Source organism: Cupriavidus sp. SW-Y-13 (genome assembly GCF_009793345.1).
Taxonomy (GTDB): domain Bacteria; phylum Pseudomonadota; class Gammaproteobacteria; order Burkholderiales; family Burkholderiaceae; genus Cupriavidus.
This window is the reverse complement of record NZ_WHLX01000001.1, coordinates 1,020,478-1,035,788: the sequence shown is the minus strand read 5'-3', so window position 1 is coordinate 1,035,788 and position 15,311 is coordinate 1,020,478. Positions and strand designations below refer to the sequence as shown.

The following is a 15,311-nucleotide window of genomic DNA, read 5'->3' as shown; positions in this document are numbered from 1 at the left end:
CCGCCATGACCGCCAAGTTTTACTTTTACTTCTTTTGGCATCTCACACCGCTGGCGGATAGAGAGGGACGGCTGTAAGCAGACCCCGAATGCAAAAGAAACCGCCAGCAACCCTGGCGGTTTTTTTATGTCCGCCACGATTGCGAAGCACCATTCCAACAGAATCCATACCTCACAAAAACCCGGAGCCATCATGCTGAAGAACACCGACGACCTGCGTATTCGAGAACTCAAGGAACTGCTGCCGCCAGCACACCTGATCCGCGAGTTCGCCTGCTCGGAAGCCGCGTCCGACGTGATCTACGGTGCGCGCCAGGCGATGCATCGCATCCTGCACGGCATGGATGACCGGTTGATCGTCATCATCGGCCCGTGCTCCATCCACGACACCAAGGCTGCACTGGAGTACGCCAGGCTGCTCAAGGTGCAGCGCGACCGCTTTGCCGGCGAGCTGGAAGTCGTGATGCGCGTCTACTTCGAAAAGCCGCGTACCACGGTGGGCTGGAAGGGTCTGATCAACGATCCGCACATGGACGGCAGCTTCAAGATCAACGACGGCCTGCGCACCGCCCGTGAACTGCTGCTGAACATCAGTGAAATGGGCGTGCCGACGGGGACGGAATATCTGGACATGATCAGCCCGCAATACATTGCCGATCTGGTGAGCTGGGGCGCCATCGGTGCACGCACCACGGAGTCGCAGGTCCACCGTGAACTGGCATCCGGGCTCTCCTGCCCGGTCGGGTTCAAGAACGGCACCGACGGCAACGTCAAGATCGCCGTCGACGCGATCAAGGCCGCTTCACAGCCGCACCATTTCCTGTCGGTGACCAAGGGCGGCCACTCGGCCATCGTGTCGACGGCCGGCAATGAGGACTGCCACATCATCCTGCGCGGTGGCAAGGCCCCCAACTACGACGCCGCCAGCGTGCAGGAAGCCTGCGACGCCATCGCCAAGTCCGGCCTGGCCGCGCGCCTGATGATCGACGCCTCGCACGCGAACAGCAGCAAGAAGCACGAGAACCAGATGCCGGTCTGCGAGGACATCGCCCGGCAGATGGCCGGCGGCGACCAGCGCATCGTCGGCGTGATGGTGGAATCCCACCTCGTGGCCGGCCGCCAGGACCACGTGCAGGGCACCCCTGTGGAAGACCTGACCTACGGTCAATCCGTCACCGATGCCTGTATCGGCTGGAATGACTCGATCGGCATCCTGGAAACCCTGTCCAACGCCGTGAAGCAGCGCCGCCTGGTGTCGGGCAGCGGCAACTGATTCGGACGCGCTGCTTCGGATACAACAACGCCGGCTTCGAGCCGGCGTTTTTTTTCAGCGTCTGGCAGCTTATTTCTTCAGCACCAGATCGCCCTTCAGCGAGCCGATATAAGCGGCCATGTTCTGGATTTCCGCCTTGGTGAAGGGACGCGGCTTGCCGTTCTTGTCGGCGACTGCCGGGTTGCTGTTCATCTGGCCGGCCATGATGGCGTTGGTGCGGCCCACCATGCGGTTGCCGCTGACCTGGTAGGCCGACATCGCGTGAAACAGGTAGTCCGGATGTTGGCCCGCCAGTTTGGGGTAATCCGGAGAGATCGGTGCGTTCAGGTCCTTGCCGTGGCAGGCCACGCAGCCGCCCTTGTCCACCAGCGCCTTGCCCGCGGCGATATCGGCCGCCAGTGTCGGCAGCGCGGCGCCCAGTACCACCGCGCCCAGCGCGTACGAAACTGCTTTCAGCATCTTCATGTTGGCGAGTCCTACTTGAGCGAGTTGTTCTTGGTATCGGACTTCTGCTGCGAGTAGTACGCAGCCACGTCGGCGATGTCCTTGTCCGTCAGGCTCGCGGCAATCGCATGCATGGTCGGATGCTTGCGGTCGCCCTTCTGGTAGCCCTTGAGCGCATTCTCGATGTACTTGGCGCTCTGGCCGCCCAGCAGGGGTACCTGGTAGGTCTCGGGGAACGATGCACGGTAGCCGGGAATGCCATGGCAGCCGATGCACATTGCAACCTTGTCGCGGGCGGTGTCGACATTGCCCTTGTCCTGGGCATGCGCTGCCGTTGCGGCCGCGCCCAACACAACCATCGTGAGGAGCTTTTTCATTGTCGTAGCTGAATGGGAAGTGTTAAACCGCGTGTGACCTGCCCCTTGCCGGGACGCCAGACGGAATGCGGGATTGGGGACGTGAAGCGGATCGCCGCAGATCCGCCGAGTTCATCGGTGGACAGGGCGCAGCCGGGCGTGATGCTGATGTGCCGCGGTGCTTAGACACCATTCTTGCAACCATCTCGCGCTGTTGCCGCCTCCCGATGCTCCGCCATGTCTCTGGTGGCGGAACTGCCGGGCTTGAGGAGGATATTGACTTGGGGGGCGCGTCAAACCGGCGCATTGTACCGCAGCGGGCACGCGCCGGTCCACGCCACACACTTGGGGTGTGCCCCACTGAACACGAACGGCGATCTGCTCTTATACTGGCCCATTCCGGCCGAATTTCCGATTGTTTCGAAGGTTTGTCGGCCCGCTCAGATTGCTGTTACCGAAGTACCGTTCCCCATTGTCAGCCGACCGGCCTGCCTGGCAGACCTGTCGCGAAACACCAGGTTGCCTCATGTCCACCCACGCCAACGCCCAAGCCAATTCGCCCCAGCAGGTCAAGTTCGAAGGTAGTGCCCAGTACGTTGCCACCGACGACCTGAAGCTGGCCGTCAACGCCGCGCGCACGCTGCAGCGTCCGCTACTAATCAAGGGTGAACCCGGCACCGGCAAGACCATGCTGGCCGAGGAAGTGGCCGCCGCGCTGGGCATGCCGCTGATGCAGTGGCACATCAAGTCCACCACCAAGGCGCAGCAGGGCCTGTACGAGTACGACGCCGTGTCGCGCCTGCGCGATTCGCAACTGGGCGATGACCGCGTGCACGACATCCGCAACTACATCGTCAAGGGCGTGCTGTGGCAGGCGTTCGAAGCCGACGAGCCCGTGGTGCTGCTGATCGACGAGATCGACAAGGCCGACATCGAATTTCCGAACGACCTGCTGCGCGAACTGGACCGCATGGAGTTCTACGTCTACGAGACGCGCGAACTGGTCAAGGCACGCCATCGCCCGTTGGTGATCATCACGTCGAACAACGAGAAGGAATTGCCGGACGCCTTCCTGCGCCGCTGCTTCTTCCACTACATCAAGTTCCCCGATGCCGAGACGATGCAGCGCATCGTCGACGTGCACTACCCCGGCATCAAGCGCGAGCTGGTGGCCGCCGCGATGGAATCGTTCTACGAGATGCGCAACCTGCCGGGCCTGAAGAAGAAGCCGAGCACGTCGGAACTGATCGATTGGCTCAAGCTGCTGATGGCCGAGGACATCCCCGCCGAGGCGCTGCGCAGCCCCGACCGCAAGGCCGCGATCCCACCGCTGCATGGCGCGCTGCTCAAGAACGAACAGGACGTGCATCTGTTCGAACGTCTGGTGTTCATGAACCGCGCCAACCGTTGAGCGAATCGCCATGACGAAGTTTGTTCAGCCCATCACGCTGACCGGGAAACACGCCACGCTGGCACCGCTGTCGATGGCGCACGCCGAGGGCCTGCGCGAGGCCGCCGCCGATGGCGAACTGCACAGGCTCTGGTACACGAGCGTGCCCGCACCGGCCGCCGTGGAAGCCGAGATCGAACGTCGCCTGGGCCTGCAGGCGCAGGATTCGATGCAGCCGTTTACGGTGCTCGATGCCGAAGGCCGCGTGGCCGGCATGACCACCTACATGAATATTGACGGGAAGAACCGGCGCGTCGAGATTGGCTCCACGTGGTACGCCAAGCGCGTGCAACGCACGGCGCTGAACACCGAGTGCAAACTGATGCTGCTGCGCCATGCGTTCGAGACACTCGACTGCATCGCCGTGGAATTCCGCACGCACTGGATGAATCACCAGAGCCGCGAGGCCATTGCGCGGCTGGGCGCCAAGCAGGACGGTGTGCTGCGCAGCCACCTGCGCATGCCCGACGGTTCCCTGCGCGATACGGTGGTCTTCTCGATCATCGCCAGCGAATGGCCCACGGTGCGCGCGCACCTGCAATACCAGCTCGAGCGTCCGCGTTAAACACGTACGAGCCGGGAGACACACCCATGCTGATCGACTTCTTTTTTTCGCTGCGCCACGCCAAGCTGCCGGTATCGGTCAAGGAATACCTGACGATGCTCGAAGCGCTGCGCGCGCAGGTCATCGCGCCATCGATCGACGAGTTCTACTACTTGTCGCGCATGACGCTGGTCAAGGACGAAAAGCACTTCGACAAGTTCGACCAGACCTTTGCCGCCTACTTCAAGGGCGTGGAAAATCTGGTGGACTGGAAGAGCGATATCCCGCTGGACTGGTTGCAGAAGACGCTGGAGCGCGAACTCTCCCCCGAGGACAAGGCCAAGATCGAGGCCATGGGTGGCCTCGACAAGCTCATGGAACGCCTCAAGCAACTGCTCGACGAGCAGAAGGAAAAGCACGAGGGCGGCAACAAGTGGATCGGCACGGGCGGCACCTCGCCATTCGGGCATGGCGGCTATAACCCGGAAGGCATCCGTATCGGCGGGCCGTCGAAGGGCAACCGCACCGCGATCAAGGTGTGGGAAACGCGCGCCTACAAGGATTACGACGATCAGGTGGAGCTTGGCACGCGCAACATCAAGGTGGCGCTGCGCCGCCTGCGCCGGTTTGCACGCGAAGGGGCCGAGACCGAACTCGATCTCGACGACACCATCCACTCCACGGCGGCCAACGCCGGTATGCTCGACATCAAGCTGCGGCCCGAGCGCCACAACAAGGTCAAGGTGCTGATGTTGATGGACGTGGGCGGCTCGATGGACGATCACATCAAGCGCGTGGAAGAGTTGTTCTCGGCCACCAAGACCGAGTTCAAGCATCTGGAGTACTACTACTTCCACAACTGCCTGTACGACTACGTGTGGAAGAACAACCGCCGCCGCCACGCCGAGAAAATCGCCACGTGGGACTTGATGCACAAGTACACGCCGGACTACAAGGTGATCTTCGTTGGGGATGCGACGATGAGCCCGTACGAGATCCTGCAGCCCGGTGGCTCGGTGGAGTACAACAACCCGGAAGCGGGCGCGGTCTGGCTCAATCGCATGATCGAGCAGTTCCCGCGCTTCGTCTGGCTCAACCCCGAGCCAGAGGGTCTGTGGCAATACCGGCAGTCGATCACCGTGATCAACCAGATCATGAAGAACCGCATGTATCCCGTGACGTTGGCGGGGCTGGAAGAAGCGATGAAGGTGTTGTCGAAGTAAGCCTCCGACGCAAACTCACGCCACCACGTCGACGCCTTCCATCACCCACTGCCGGAATGTCTGTAGCGCCGGCAGATGGGCTTTCTGCTCCGGATAGCACAGGTAGTAGCCCTTCCTGGCGAGCACCCGCGCCGGGTGTGCCACGATCAGCGTGCCCGTTGCCAGTTCCTCCTCGATCAGGCAACGCGGGATCAGTGCGATACCCAGCCCCGACACAGCCGCCTGCGTGAGCAGCGTGAACTGGTCGAAGCGCGCGCCGGCCCAGGCTTCGCGCGTGGAGATGCCGAGCGCCGCGAGCCAGTCCGGCCATGCCTCGGGCACCGTCGTGTGGTGCAGCAGCGGATACCGCAGCAGCGCGCCCGGTGTCTTGGCCACGCCGCCCGCTTCATGCACGAGCAGGCCGGGACGGCAGACCGGCAACACTTCCCTTCCTGTCATGTAGTCGGCCTGGGTGCCGGGCCAGACGCCATCGCCAAAACGGATGGCTGCATCCAGATCGGGCTGCGAGAAATCGTAGCCCTGCGCATGGGGCACGAACTCCAGCGTGACCTCGGGATAGCGGGCAAAGAACTGCGGCAGCCGGGGAATCAGCCATTTGGCGCCGAGCGTCGGCATGCTGGCGATATGCAGGATGCCGCCCCGCCCTTGCCGCGCAATCAATTCCACGCTGGCCGATTCGATGGTGTCGAGGCTCGGCCCGATGCGTTCCAGATAGCGCGCACCGGCCTGCGTCAGCAGCAGGCGCTGACGCACCCGCTCGAACAGCTCGACCCCAAGGAATGCCTCCAGGCTGCGTACCTGCTTGCTGACGGCGCCCTGCGTGACGTGCAACTCGCGCGCAGCGACCGTAAAACTGCTATGCCGTGCGGCGGCCTCGAAGGCCACCAACTCGGTCATCGACGGGCATAAGCGTCGCATGAACCACCTCACTTCTCACACATCAATACCAAACGGAATGATCGAGGGATTTTATTTCGTTTGCAAGCGACTTCGTTCGGCGCGCAGAATCGGGAAGCCCAGGAAACATAGATTTCCTACTATCTCCGCAGGTCTCCAGCCTTCAGAAGCCCCCTTTCTCTCTTCTTAACGGAATCCCTTCGATGCAACGCCGTCCCCTGCTGAAAGTCCTCGCCGCTGCCACTGCCTTCGCGGCCGCTGGCATGACCCTGCCCGCCTTTGCCCAAGGCACCTACCCGACCAAGCCGATCACCCTCGTCGTGCCCTTCCCCGCAGGCGGCACCACCGACATCGTGGCGCGCATCGTGGCTGACAAGCTCGGCCAGCAACTGGGCCAGGCTGTGGTCGTGGACAACCGTGGCGGCGCTGGCGGCAGCATCGGCACCGGCTTCCTGGCCAAGGCGGCGCCGGACGGCTACACGCTCGGCATCGCCACCGCATCGACGCACGGCATCAACCCGGCCGTGTACCCGCGCCTGCAATACGATGCCACCAAGGATTTCACGACGATCACGAACCTGGCTTCGGTGCCCAACGTGATGAGCATCAACCCGGCGGTCAAGGCCACGGACATGAAGTCGTTCATCGCGCTGGCCAAGTCGGAGCCGAACAAGCTGGCCTATGGCTCGGCTGGCAACGGCAGCGTGTCGCATATGATGGGCGAACTGTTCAAGATGAGCAGCAAGACCGAACTGCTGCACGTACCGTACAAGGGCGTGGGTCCGGCGCTGAACGATGCGCTGGCCGGTCAGGTGCAGATCCTGTTCGACAACCTGCCGTCGTCGCTGCCGTTCATCGAAGGCGGCAAGCTGCGCGCGCTGGCCGTGGCTTCGCCGAAGCGCGTGGCGGCCCTGCCGAACGTGCCGACCTTTGCCGAACTGGGCCTGCCCGAAGTCAACGATGCCGCGTGGTTTGGCCTGATCGCACCGGCCAAGCTGCCCGCCGATATCCAGGCGAAGCTGAACGCCGCCGCCATCAAGGTGCTGGCCATGCCGGAAGTGAAGGCCAAGTTCGAAAAGCTGGGCGCCTCGACCGTGGGCGACACGCCGCAGCACTTCGCGCAACAGATCGCCGCCGAAGTGGCCAAGAACAAGAAGGTGGCCGCCGCCGCCAAGATCTCGCTGGACTAATCCGATTCACCACTGGCAGCACGTATGACTGAAGCAGAACGAAAGACCGCGGAAAGCCCGTACTTCCTGCGCATGCCGGAAGGCGAGAGCGGACCGCTCTTTCTGGATTCACCGCATAGCTGCACCACGTATCCGGCGGACTTCCGTTACGCCGCCGGACTGCCCCTGCCGCTGCTGCGGCAGGCGGAAGACACGTTCGTGGATGCGCTCTACGCCGATGCGCCCGCGCGCGGCATCCCGCTGCTGGAAGCAGGTTGCCCGCGCAGCTACCTCGACGCCAACCGTGGCCTGCAGGAAATCGACGAGAGCCTGCTCGATGCTTCGTGGCCCGGTCCGAAGCAGGAAACGTCCAAAACCCGTCTCGGCAAAGGGCTGGCCTGGCGTGTACTGGACACCGGCGAGGCCATCTACGACCGCAAGCTGACCGTGGCGGAACTGCAGGCGCGTATCGACACGTACTACGTGCCGTACTACGCGCAGTTGCAGCGCCTGTCGGACCTGGCCGTGGCGAAGCATGGCACGGCCTTCCACATCAACTGCCACTCGATGCCGAGCGAGGCCGCGAAGTTTGCGACCGAGCACCCGGGCCTGCAGCATCCGGATTTCGTCGTGGGCGACCGCGACGGCACCACGTGCGACACGCGATTCACGGACCGCGTGGAAGGCGTACTCAAGGAGATGGGCTACGACGTGTGGCGCAACCACCCTTACAAGGGCGTGGAAATCGTGCGTGTGGTGGGCCAGCCGCAAGCCAATCGGCACAGCCTGCAGCTCGAAATCAATCGCAAGCTGTATATGGACGAGGTGGGCCTGACCCGCACGGCCGGCTTCGGCAAGCTTCAGCGCGACCTCAACGCGCTGATGGACGAACTGCTTCGCTTCGCGCGCACATTCTGAGTCCGCTCTCACGGACGCCGCAACGGCGTCCGCTTCCCGGGACACGCCTGATGGGTGTCTCGGGGATCGCCTAGTTGCGCCAGATCATCGTCTTCTGTATTGCATGCGTGAACTTCGTCGCTGATCGCTACCGGATGTAAGCAATTAGAACGAAGAGTAACAAGATTAGGGAACTCTGCCGGAAGGCTTTCCTCTATCATGGCACTCCTTCACCACCTTCCTTGCTTCGACAAGCAACGACGATCCCGTGATTCGACGAATTTCCGAACTGTTGGGCAGCCCGCTCCGCATGCTGACTGCCGCAGTGGCTGGTGCCATCGCCCTGACCGGCTGCGCAACCGCGCCGACCGATGAGGCAGCACCCGCCACCCCCGCACCCGCCGCAGCACCTGCTGCCGCCGCACCCGCTCCGGCCGTTGCCAAGCCGCCGCCGGTCATCAACAAGAACCCGCCTACGACCACCGTCACGCTGCCTGACAAGGGTCGCGTCAGCCTGGCCGAATACCGCAGCCGCATGCGCGAGCAATTGATGAAGTCGGAAAACGCCACCGCACCGGTGGCTGACTGCGCGGCTCATGCAAGCTGGGTCGTGCCACGCTCGGCAAACTACGATGCGTTGAAGATTCCGACCGGTGCGCTGTCCACAGGACAGGCCACCGAGGAAGGCTGGGAAGGCCGCTTCTCGCCCGGCAAGCAGGCTGTGCCGGTCAGCTCGGTGGTGACGTTCAGCGCCACGGCACACAAGCGGCGCGGTGAAGCGCAGTGGCAGCCGGTGAAGGTCCGCTGCGGCTATAACGACGGCATGATGCTGGCGTACGAGCTGCTCGACAGCAACGGCGACACGATCATCGAACCGCCAGCGGCTCCCGCCGTGGCCGTTCCGTCGCAAACGAAGAAGAAGGGCAAGAGCAGCGCGAAATCGACATCGTCCGCGAAGAAGTCTTCGACGAAGTCGACTTCGTCATCGGCGAAATCGTCTGGTTCGAAGACGAAGAAGAAGCAGTAAGGCAGGCGCCTCGTCCCGCCTCTTGGTTCTGCTCCCCTCTCCCGCGTTGCGGGAGAGCAACCGTGTCAAGCAGGTCGGTTGTTCTGCCAAGGCCGACCCGTCTTGACCATGACATTGAGAATCGTCAGAAGCTTCCTCATGCACCCGACGATGGCGACTTTGAACGGCTTGCCAGCCGCTCTCATGCGTTCATAGAACTCGGTGATCGCCGGGTTGTGCTGCATCGCTGTGACTGCAGCCATGAACAGCGCCTTGCGAACATCGGCACGCCCGCCCCTTATGTAACGCTGACCACGCCGCCTGCCGCTATCGTCATTGAAGGGCGCAAGTCCGACCAGCGCGGCGATCTGCTGGCGGTTTAGCGTGCCAAGTTCCGGCAGCCGTCCGAGCAGCGTGAAGATTGTCACCTTGCCCACCCCCGGCATGCTATCGAGCAAATCCACCTTGTTCTTCCAGGCTTCGCTGGTGCGTAGCCGGTGCGTCATGTCGAGGTCGGTGGACTTGATCCGCGCATCCAGCCACGCGATATGCTCCTTCAAGCTCTTCTGCGCGACAGCCGGCGCCTTGTCCAGGCGGGTCTTTTCCTGCGCACGCATGACGACCAACTGACTGCGACGATCCAGCAAATCAGCGAATTCACGCTGCATCTCGTCGGGCAGCGGTCGCACCGGCGGCCGAATTTGCTGGGCAAAGCGCGCAATTACCCGCGCATCCAGCCTGTCCGTCTTGGCCAGGATGCCACACGCTTTGGCAAAGTCGCGGATCTGCCTGGCATTGATCACCACCACCGGCAATCCAGCGGCAGCCAGTGCCATGCTCACAGGGGTCTCATAACCGCCTGTGGCCTCCATGACAACCCGATCCACCTCGCCATTGACGTTGAGCTCCGTCAGGTGCTCCACGAGCAAGGCGATACCCTTCTCGTCGTTGCTGAACTGGCGCGGGCCGCCTTGCGGCACAACATCGATATCCAGGGTCTTCTTGCTGACGTCGATGCCGATTGCTAGCTTGATATCCATTTGGCTTGTCCCATCCTTGTGTCAATCCGGCGTGCTGCCTTACAACCGTTCGGGCTTAGGCTAAACGCTACCAAGAAATGGACACCACGATCCTAGCTCTCCCTCGAACTTGGACTAACGTCCAGAGCATGGGGTTGTCGATCTGTGGCGTCCGGAGACAATGATGCGACATACAAGGGGTTGGGGGAGAGGGCCAGAGGTTTTGCTTGCCGACCAGCGGCAATTTGCACCGCCTGCCCTCTCCCCCGCCCCTCTCCCAAAGGGAGAGGGGAGAAAACCCCAGAGGGCTTGTGTCAGCCCAAATACTCCCCGATCGCCTGCAGCATTGCCGTGCCCAGCAGCGCGCTCTTGGCACCATTCCAGCCGACCACCGCATCGGGCAAATCCGCGTTGTCCTTGAATGGCATTTCCAGCGTCAGCGCCAGGCAGCCGAACGTGTGGCCGATGTACTTCGACGCCAACTTGAGCGCGTCGGCGTTGTACTTGCTGGCCGCATAGCCGTGCACATCCTGAAAGTCCGGCGTGGCGCGCTTGAAGGCGTCGATGAAGCGTGCCTGCTGTTCGCGTTGAGCCTCCGTGAAGCCGGGCAGCATCTCGCTGCCGGCAACGAAGTTGTACGGTAATGCCTCGTCGCCATGGATGTCGAAGAACAGGTCCACGCCTGTCTGCTCGATGGCACGGCGCACGTAGAACACCTCGGGGCTTGTTTCCTCGCTCGGCTGCATCCATTCCCGGTTCAGGTTCGCGCCAGCGGCGTTGGTACGCAGGTTGCCGCGTGCCGAGCCATCGGGATTCATGTTCGGCACGATGTGGAACACAGCTCGATCCAGCAGCGTGCGCGCCACCGGATCGCCATTCCAGATGCCAGTGCCCGTCAGCCGCTGCAGCGTCCCCTCGACAAACCATTCGGCCATGCTTTCGCCCGGATGCTGGCGCGCGATCATCCAGATGGTCTTCTTGCCAGGCCCAGGCTGACCCACGGTCACGCAGGTCAGGTCGCGGCCATCGACGGTGCTGCCGAGGTGCGACAGCTTGGCAAGCGGCGAGCGCTGGCACGTGGCCAGCAGCGACAGGTGGCGCTCCTCGGAGTACGGCTCGAAGTAGGCCAGCCACACACTGTCGTGCTCCGGCGTGAACTCAACCGTCATCGTGGCGCCGTCATAGCGCGTGGGCACGCGGAACCAGTGCGCGCGGTCGTACGAGGCCACCGCGTGGTAATCGCGCCATCCATCGGGGTACGTACACTCGCCCGCATTCAGGAACTTCATCGCGCAGGGCTGGCCCGCTGCACCCTGCAGGCGGAAGTGAAACCACTGGCGGAAATCGGCGTGCGAATCGGCGCGGATGCGCAGGCGGATATCATCGGCGCGCGCGGCGGATTCCACCTCGATGGCGCCGGAGTCGAACAGTGTGGAGATATGCAGTGCTGAGTTCATGCGTCTTATCCTCGGGTCTCAGTCTCTCGGTGTCGATGCGGGTCAGTCTTCCAGGCGGCGGCGGAATACCCAGCGCGCATCGTCGGAAGCTGCCTTGTCGAAAGCGTAGCCGTCCTCGCTGAAACGCTTCAGCTTTGTGGCGTCGGTCACGCGATGGGTCACGGCGTAGCGGGCCATCGTACCGCGCGCCCGCTTGGCGTGGAACGAAATGATCTTGTAGCGGCCGCCCTTCCAGTCCTCGAACACGGGTGTGATCACGCGCGCGTTCAGCACTTTGGGCCGCACGACCTTGAAATACTCCTCGGAAGCCAGGTTCACCAGCGTGGCCGGCCCTTCGTGCTTCAGGTCGGCCATGTCCTTGTTGACGAGCTTCGTCACATCGTCGCCCCAGAATGCGTAAAGGTCCTTCCCTGCCGCCGTGTCCAGACGCGTACCCATTTCAAGACGATACGGCTGCATCCAGTCCATCGGGCGCAGCACGCCATAGAGGCCTGACAGGATGCGGATGTGCTTCTGCGCGAAGGCCAGGTCCTCCGTGGACAGCGTTGTCGCGTCGAGCCCATCGTAGACATCGCCGTTGAACGCCAGCACGGCCTGCTTGCTGTTGGCAGCGGTGAACTCGGGCGACCAGTCGCCGTAGCGGGTCACATTCAGCACGGCGAGCTTGTCGGAGATATCCATCAGCGACCCCACATCCTGCGGCGCGAGCTTGCGCAAGCGCTCGATCAGCGTGGCCGAACGGTCGATAAAGCGCGGCAGCGTGTGAGTCTTGACGCGTGGCGGTGTCTCGTAGTCCAGGGACTTGGCGGGGGACAGGACGATGAGCATGGCAAAATCGAGGCTGAAAACAAAGCTGAGATTGTAGCGAATGCCCACCGAAGTCACCGCCGGCGATCTGCCGCGCACTTCCGCACCCCCTTGCCCCGCCCTCCCGGCACCCCGCGTGGTGCTCGACTCCAACGTCTGGGTGGACCTGCTGGTCTTCCGCGATCCCCATGTGGAGCCGATCCGCGCCGCGCTGGCGGCAGGGACGATCGCTCCCGTGATCCGCGCCGACTGCCGCGAGGAACTGCGCCGCGTGCTGGCCTATCCGCAGTTCGCGCACTTCAACGTCGATATTCCGGCGGCGCTGGCCGAGGTGGACCGACTGACCACGCTCGAACCCTTCCCGGAGCCGGAGCAGATTGACGCCATCCGCCTGCCCAAGTGTCGCGACACCGATGACCAGAAGTTCATCGAACTCGCGCACCACGCCCGCGCGGTGCTGCTGGTCTCGAAGGACAAGGCCGTGCTCAAGCTGAAGGGCCGCCTGCGTCGCACCAGTGGCGTGGAAGTGCTCACGCCGCCCGCGTTCGCCAACTGGCTGGCTGCGTGGACACCAGCACCGGCCACCGTGGACGCGCCTCGCTAGCCACTAGCCGCTAGAATGTCGCAGCCGTTTCTCTCACGTTTCCGCAACCGACCATGTCCGAATCGACGCTCGCTCCCCTGAATCCGCCCCCTTCTCGCCTGCCTAACGTCGGCACGACGATTTTCACCGTGATGTCGGCGCTGGCCGCCGAGAAGAACGCCGTGAACCTGGGGCAGGGTTTCCCGGATTTCGATTGCGATCCGCGCATTGTCGAGGCCGTGGCCGAGGCCATGCGCGCCGGCCACAACCAGTATCCGCCGATGGCGGGCGTGCCCGCGCTGCGACAAGCCATCGCCGCCAAGATCGCCAGGCTCTATGACCACCAGTACGACTGGAACACCGAGATCACGGTGACGGCGGGCGCCACGCAGGGGCTGCTGACCACGATCCTGAGCGTGGTGCATCCGGGCGACGAAGTCATCGTGCTGGAACCGTGCTACGACAGCTACCTGCCTTCGATCGAACTGGCCGGCGCCACCGCCGTGCCGGTGCGTCTGGAAGCGCCGCTGTTCCGCATCCCGTTCGACAAGCTGGCCGCCGCGATCACGCCGAAGACGCGCCTGATCATGATCAACACGCCGCACAACCCCACCGGCACGATCTGGCGCGAAGACGACATGCAGCAACTGGCCGACCTGCTGGCCGGAACGGACATCCTGCTGCTGTCGGACGAAGTCTACGAACACATGGTCTACGACGGCCAGCGCCATGAATCGGTGGCGCGCCATCCCGAACTCGCGCGCCGCAGCTTTGTGGTGTCGAGCTTCGGCAAGACCTATCACGTCACGGGCTGGAAGGTGGGCTTCGTGGCCGCGCCCGTCGCGCTGATGAACGAGTTCCGCAAGGTCCACCAGTTCAACGTGTTCACCGTGAACACGCCGGTGCAGTACGGGCTGGCCCAGTACATGGCCGACCCTGCGCCGTACCTGAACCTCTCCGGCTTCTACCAGGCCAAGCGCGATTACTTCCGCGCAGGACTGGCCGGCTCCCGTTTCAAGCTGCTGCCGTCGGACGGCACGTACTTCCAGTGCGTGGACTATTCGGCCATCTCGGACATGAGCGAAGCCGACTTCTCGATGTGGCTGACGCGCGAGATCGGCGTGGCGGCGATTCCGGTCTCGGCGTTCTATTCCGAGCCGAGGGAATCGGGTGTGGTGCGGTTCTGCTTTGCGAAGAAGGAAGAGACGCTGAAGGTGGCGTTGGAGCGGTTGGGGAAGATCTGATCGCTCTCCCCGCGTGCCTTGCTCCCCTCTCCCGCTACGCGGGAGAGGGGTTGGGGGCGAGGGCGTGGAGGTTCAACGTGCGACTTGTCGTGAATTGAACCGCTGGCCCTCACCCCCGCCCCTCTCCCGCCGTGCGGGAGAGGGGAGAACACCATCATCGGGATCGGCGCTGCAAACCCTCACCGATTCCGGCTCATCATCAACTCCGTATTCGCCTTCCGTTCCGCGTTGACCTTCTGCACGGTCGGGCGCTCGGACATTGCTTTCAGGTATTCCTTCACCGGCAGGCCCGCCAGCAGGTCCTCGCCATAGATGATCTTCGTGCACGACGAGACCAGCGGCAGGTGGCAGATGGCGGCGCAGTCGGCCAGCGTGAAGGTGTCGCCGGCGATGTAAGGCGAGAATTTCGCCAGCTTGCCGAAGGCGGGGATGTACTTGTCCAGCAGCGCGCGCTGGCGCTCCTTCACGCGATCACTGACCTTGCCGCCGAAGAATGCCTCGCCATACAGTTCCCGTGCGGTCAGTTCCAGATACAACTCCAGGAAGGTGACGAGTTCGCGCACCTTGGCGGCCTGATACGGGTCTTTCGGCAGCAGCGGAGACTGGATGTAAGTGGTTTCGATGTACTCGGCAATCGGTTCGGACTCGCACAGCGGGCCGGCATCGGTGATGATGTAGGGCACCTTGCCCAGCGGCGACGCGGCCAGGTCGGTCTCGCCGATCCAGGCCAGCACTTCCTCGAACGGCAGGTTCTTTTCCAGCAACGCCAACTTCACCTTGTTGTAGTAGTTGCTGGCGGCAAAACCGCAGAGCTTCAGCATGTCGTCTCTCTCCGAATGTGTGTGCGAAGGTTTGTCGTATGTCCGGTGTCGCCCCAAGGTCGCACCAGCGTCTTCCGCCCTGCCCCATCTGTCCGATCAGCGCACGCCGCATGCGCGGCCCC

The 15,311-nt window shown here is 63.1% G+C and carries 16 protein-coding genes; 9 read left to right on the top strand and 7 right to left on the bottom strand.

Annotation, left to right across the window (positions count from 1 at the left end; all coding sequences use genetic code 11):
• The first annotated feature begins 192 nt into the window (after nt 1-192).
• Entirely contained in the window at nt 193-1,272 is a 1,080-nt protein-coding gene (gene aroG / locus GA566_RS04765) for a 3-deoxy-7-phosphoheptulonate synthase AroG (RefSeq protein WP_137928022.1), read from the top strand.
• A 69-nt stretch (nt 1,273-1,341) separates the two neighbouring features.
• Here the strand turns inward: aroG and GA566_RS04760 are convergent, their stop codons facing one another.
• Nucleotides 1,342-1,737 (bottom strand): c-type cytochrome, encoded by a 396-nt coding sequence (locus GA566_RS04760; protein ID WP_160471821.1) that lies wholly within the window; start codon nt 1,735-1,737, stop codon nt 1,342-1,344.
• A gap of 11 nt (nt 1,738-1,748) precedes the next feature.
• A complete protein-coding gene (locus tag GA566_RS04755; RefSeq protein WP_137928020.1) occupies nt 1,749-2,093 on the bottom strand; it encodes a cytochrome c in 345 nt (114 codons plus the stop codon).
• Nucleotides 2,094-2,598: 505 nt separating this feature from the next.
• On the opposite strand from GA566_RS04755, the gene GA566_RS04750 reads away from it, so the two are divergent.
• Genes GA566_RS04750 through GA566_RS04740 form a run of 3 tightly spaced genes read left to right on the top strand, consistent with a single transcriptional unit; the run spans nt 2,599 to nt 5,289 of the window.
• Nucleotides 2,599-3,483 (top strand): MoxR family ATPase, encoded by an 885-nt coding sequence (locus tag GA566_RS04750; RefSeq protein WP_137928019.1) that lies wholly within the window; start codon nt 2,599-2,601, stop codon nt 3,481-3,483.
• A gap of 10 nt (nt 3,484-3,493) precedes the next feature.
• On the top strand, nt 3,494-4,087 hold the full coding sequence (locus tag GA566_RS04745) for a GNAT family N-acetyltransferase (protein ID WP_137928018.1): 594 nt from the start codon (nt 3,494-3,496) through the stop codon (nt 4,085-4,087).
• Between the two features lie 26 nt (nt 4,088-4,113).
• Nucleotides 4,114-5,289: a VWA domain-containing protein gene (locus GA566_RS04740; RefSeq protein ID WP_160471819.1), complete on the top strand. Its 1,176-nt coding sequence runs from the start codon at nt 4,114-4,116 to the stop codon at nt 5,287-5,289.
• Between the two features lie 15 nt (nt 5,290-5,304).
• Here the strand turns inward: GA566_RS04740 and GA566_RS04735 are convergent, their stop codons facing one another.
• Complete coding sequence (locus tag GA566_RS04735) at nt 5,305-6,207, bottom strand: LysR family transcriptional regulator (protein WP_137928016.1); 903 nt, start codon at nt 6,205-6,207, stop codon at nt 5,305-5,307.
• Nucleotides 6,208-6,389: 182 nt separating this feature from the next.
• On the opposite strand from GA566_RS04735, the gene GA566_RS04730 reads away from it, so the two are divergent.
• The 3 genes from GA566_RS04730 (at nt 6,390) to GA566_RS04720 (ending at nt 9,279) form a co-directional block, all read left to right on the top strand.
• Nucleotides 6,390-7,376, top strand: a complete 987-nt coding sequence (locus GA566_RS04730) for a tripartite tricarboxylate transporter substrate binding protein (protein ID WP_160471817.1) — start codon at nt 6,390-6,392, stop codon at nt 7,374-7,376.
• Nucleotides 7,377-7,400: 24 nt separating this feature from the next.
• Nucleotides 7,401-8,273, top strand: a complete 873-nt coding sequence (locus GA566_RS04725; RefSeq protein WP_160471816.1) for an N-formylglutamate amidohydrolase — start codon at nt 7,401-7,403, stop codon at nt 8,271-8,273.
• A 247-nt stretch (nt 8,274-8,520) separates the two neighbouring features.
• A complete protein-coding gene (locus tag GA566_RS04720; RefSeq protein ID WP_370459266.1) occupies nt 8,521-9,279 on the top strand; it encodes a BspC domain-containing protein in 759 nt (252 codons plus the stop codon).
• Between the two features lie 65 nt (nt 9,280-9,344).
• Here GA566_RS04720 and GA566_RS04715 read toward each other — a convergent pair whose 3' ends face one another.
• From GA566_RS04715 to yaaA, 3 genes are all read right to left on the bottom strand, one after another.
• A complete protein-coding gene (locus GA566_RS04715) occupies nt 9,345-10,298 on the bottom strand; it encodes an IS110 family transposase (RefSeq protein WP_160471606.1) in 954 nt (317 codons plus the stop codon).
• A 293-nt stretch (nt 10,299-10,591) separates the two neighbouring features.
• On the bottom strand, nt 10,592-11,734 hold the full coding sequence (locus GA566_RS04710) for a M14-type cytosolic carboxypeptidase (RefSeq protein WP_137928013.1): 1,143 nt from the start codon (nt 11,732-11,734) through the stop codon (nt 10,592-10,594).
• Nucleotides 11,735-11,776: 42 nt separating this feature from the next.
• Entirely contained in the window at nt 11,777-12,562 is a 786-nt protein-coding gene (yaaA, locus tag GA566_RS04705) for a peroxide stress protein YaaA (protein ID WP_160471814.1), read from the bottom strand.
• Between the two features lie 40 nt (nt 12,563-12,602).
• On the opposite strand from yaaA, the gene GA566_RS04700 reads away from it, so the two are divergent.
• Both GA566_RS04700 and GA566_RS04695 read left to right on the top strand, forming a co-directional pair.
• The gene (locus GA566_RS04700; RefSeq protein ID WP_160471812.1) at nt 12,603-13,145 is read left to right on the top strand and encodes a putative toxin-antitoxin system toxin component, PIN family; all 543 of its coding nucleotides are present in this window, start codon (nt 12,603-12,605) and stop codon (nt 13,143-13,145) included.
• Between the two features lie 53 nt (nt 13,146-13,198).
• Complete coding sequence (locus GA566_RS04695) at nt 13,199-14,368, top strand: pyridoxal phosphate-dependent aminotransferase (RefSeq protein ID WP_137923064.1); 1,170 nt, start codon at nt 13,199-13,201, stop codon at nt 14,366-14,368.
• A gap of 179 nt (nt 14,369-14,547) precedes the next feature.
• Here the strand turns inward: GA566_RS04695 and GA566_RS04690 are convergent, their stop codons facing one another.
• Complete coding sequence (locus tag GA566_RS04690; protein WP_137923063.1) at nt 14,548-15,189, bottom strand: glutathione S-transferase; 642 nt, start codon at nt 15,187-15,189, stop codon at nt 14,548-14,550.
• Nucleotides 15,190-15,311 lie beyond the last annotated feature (122 nt).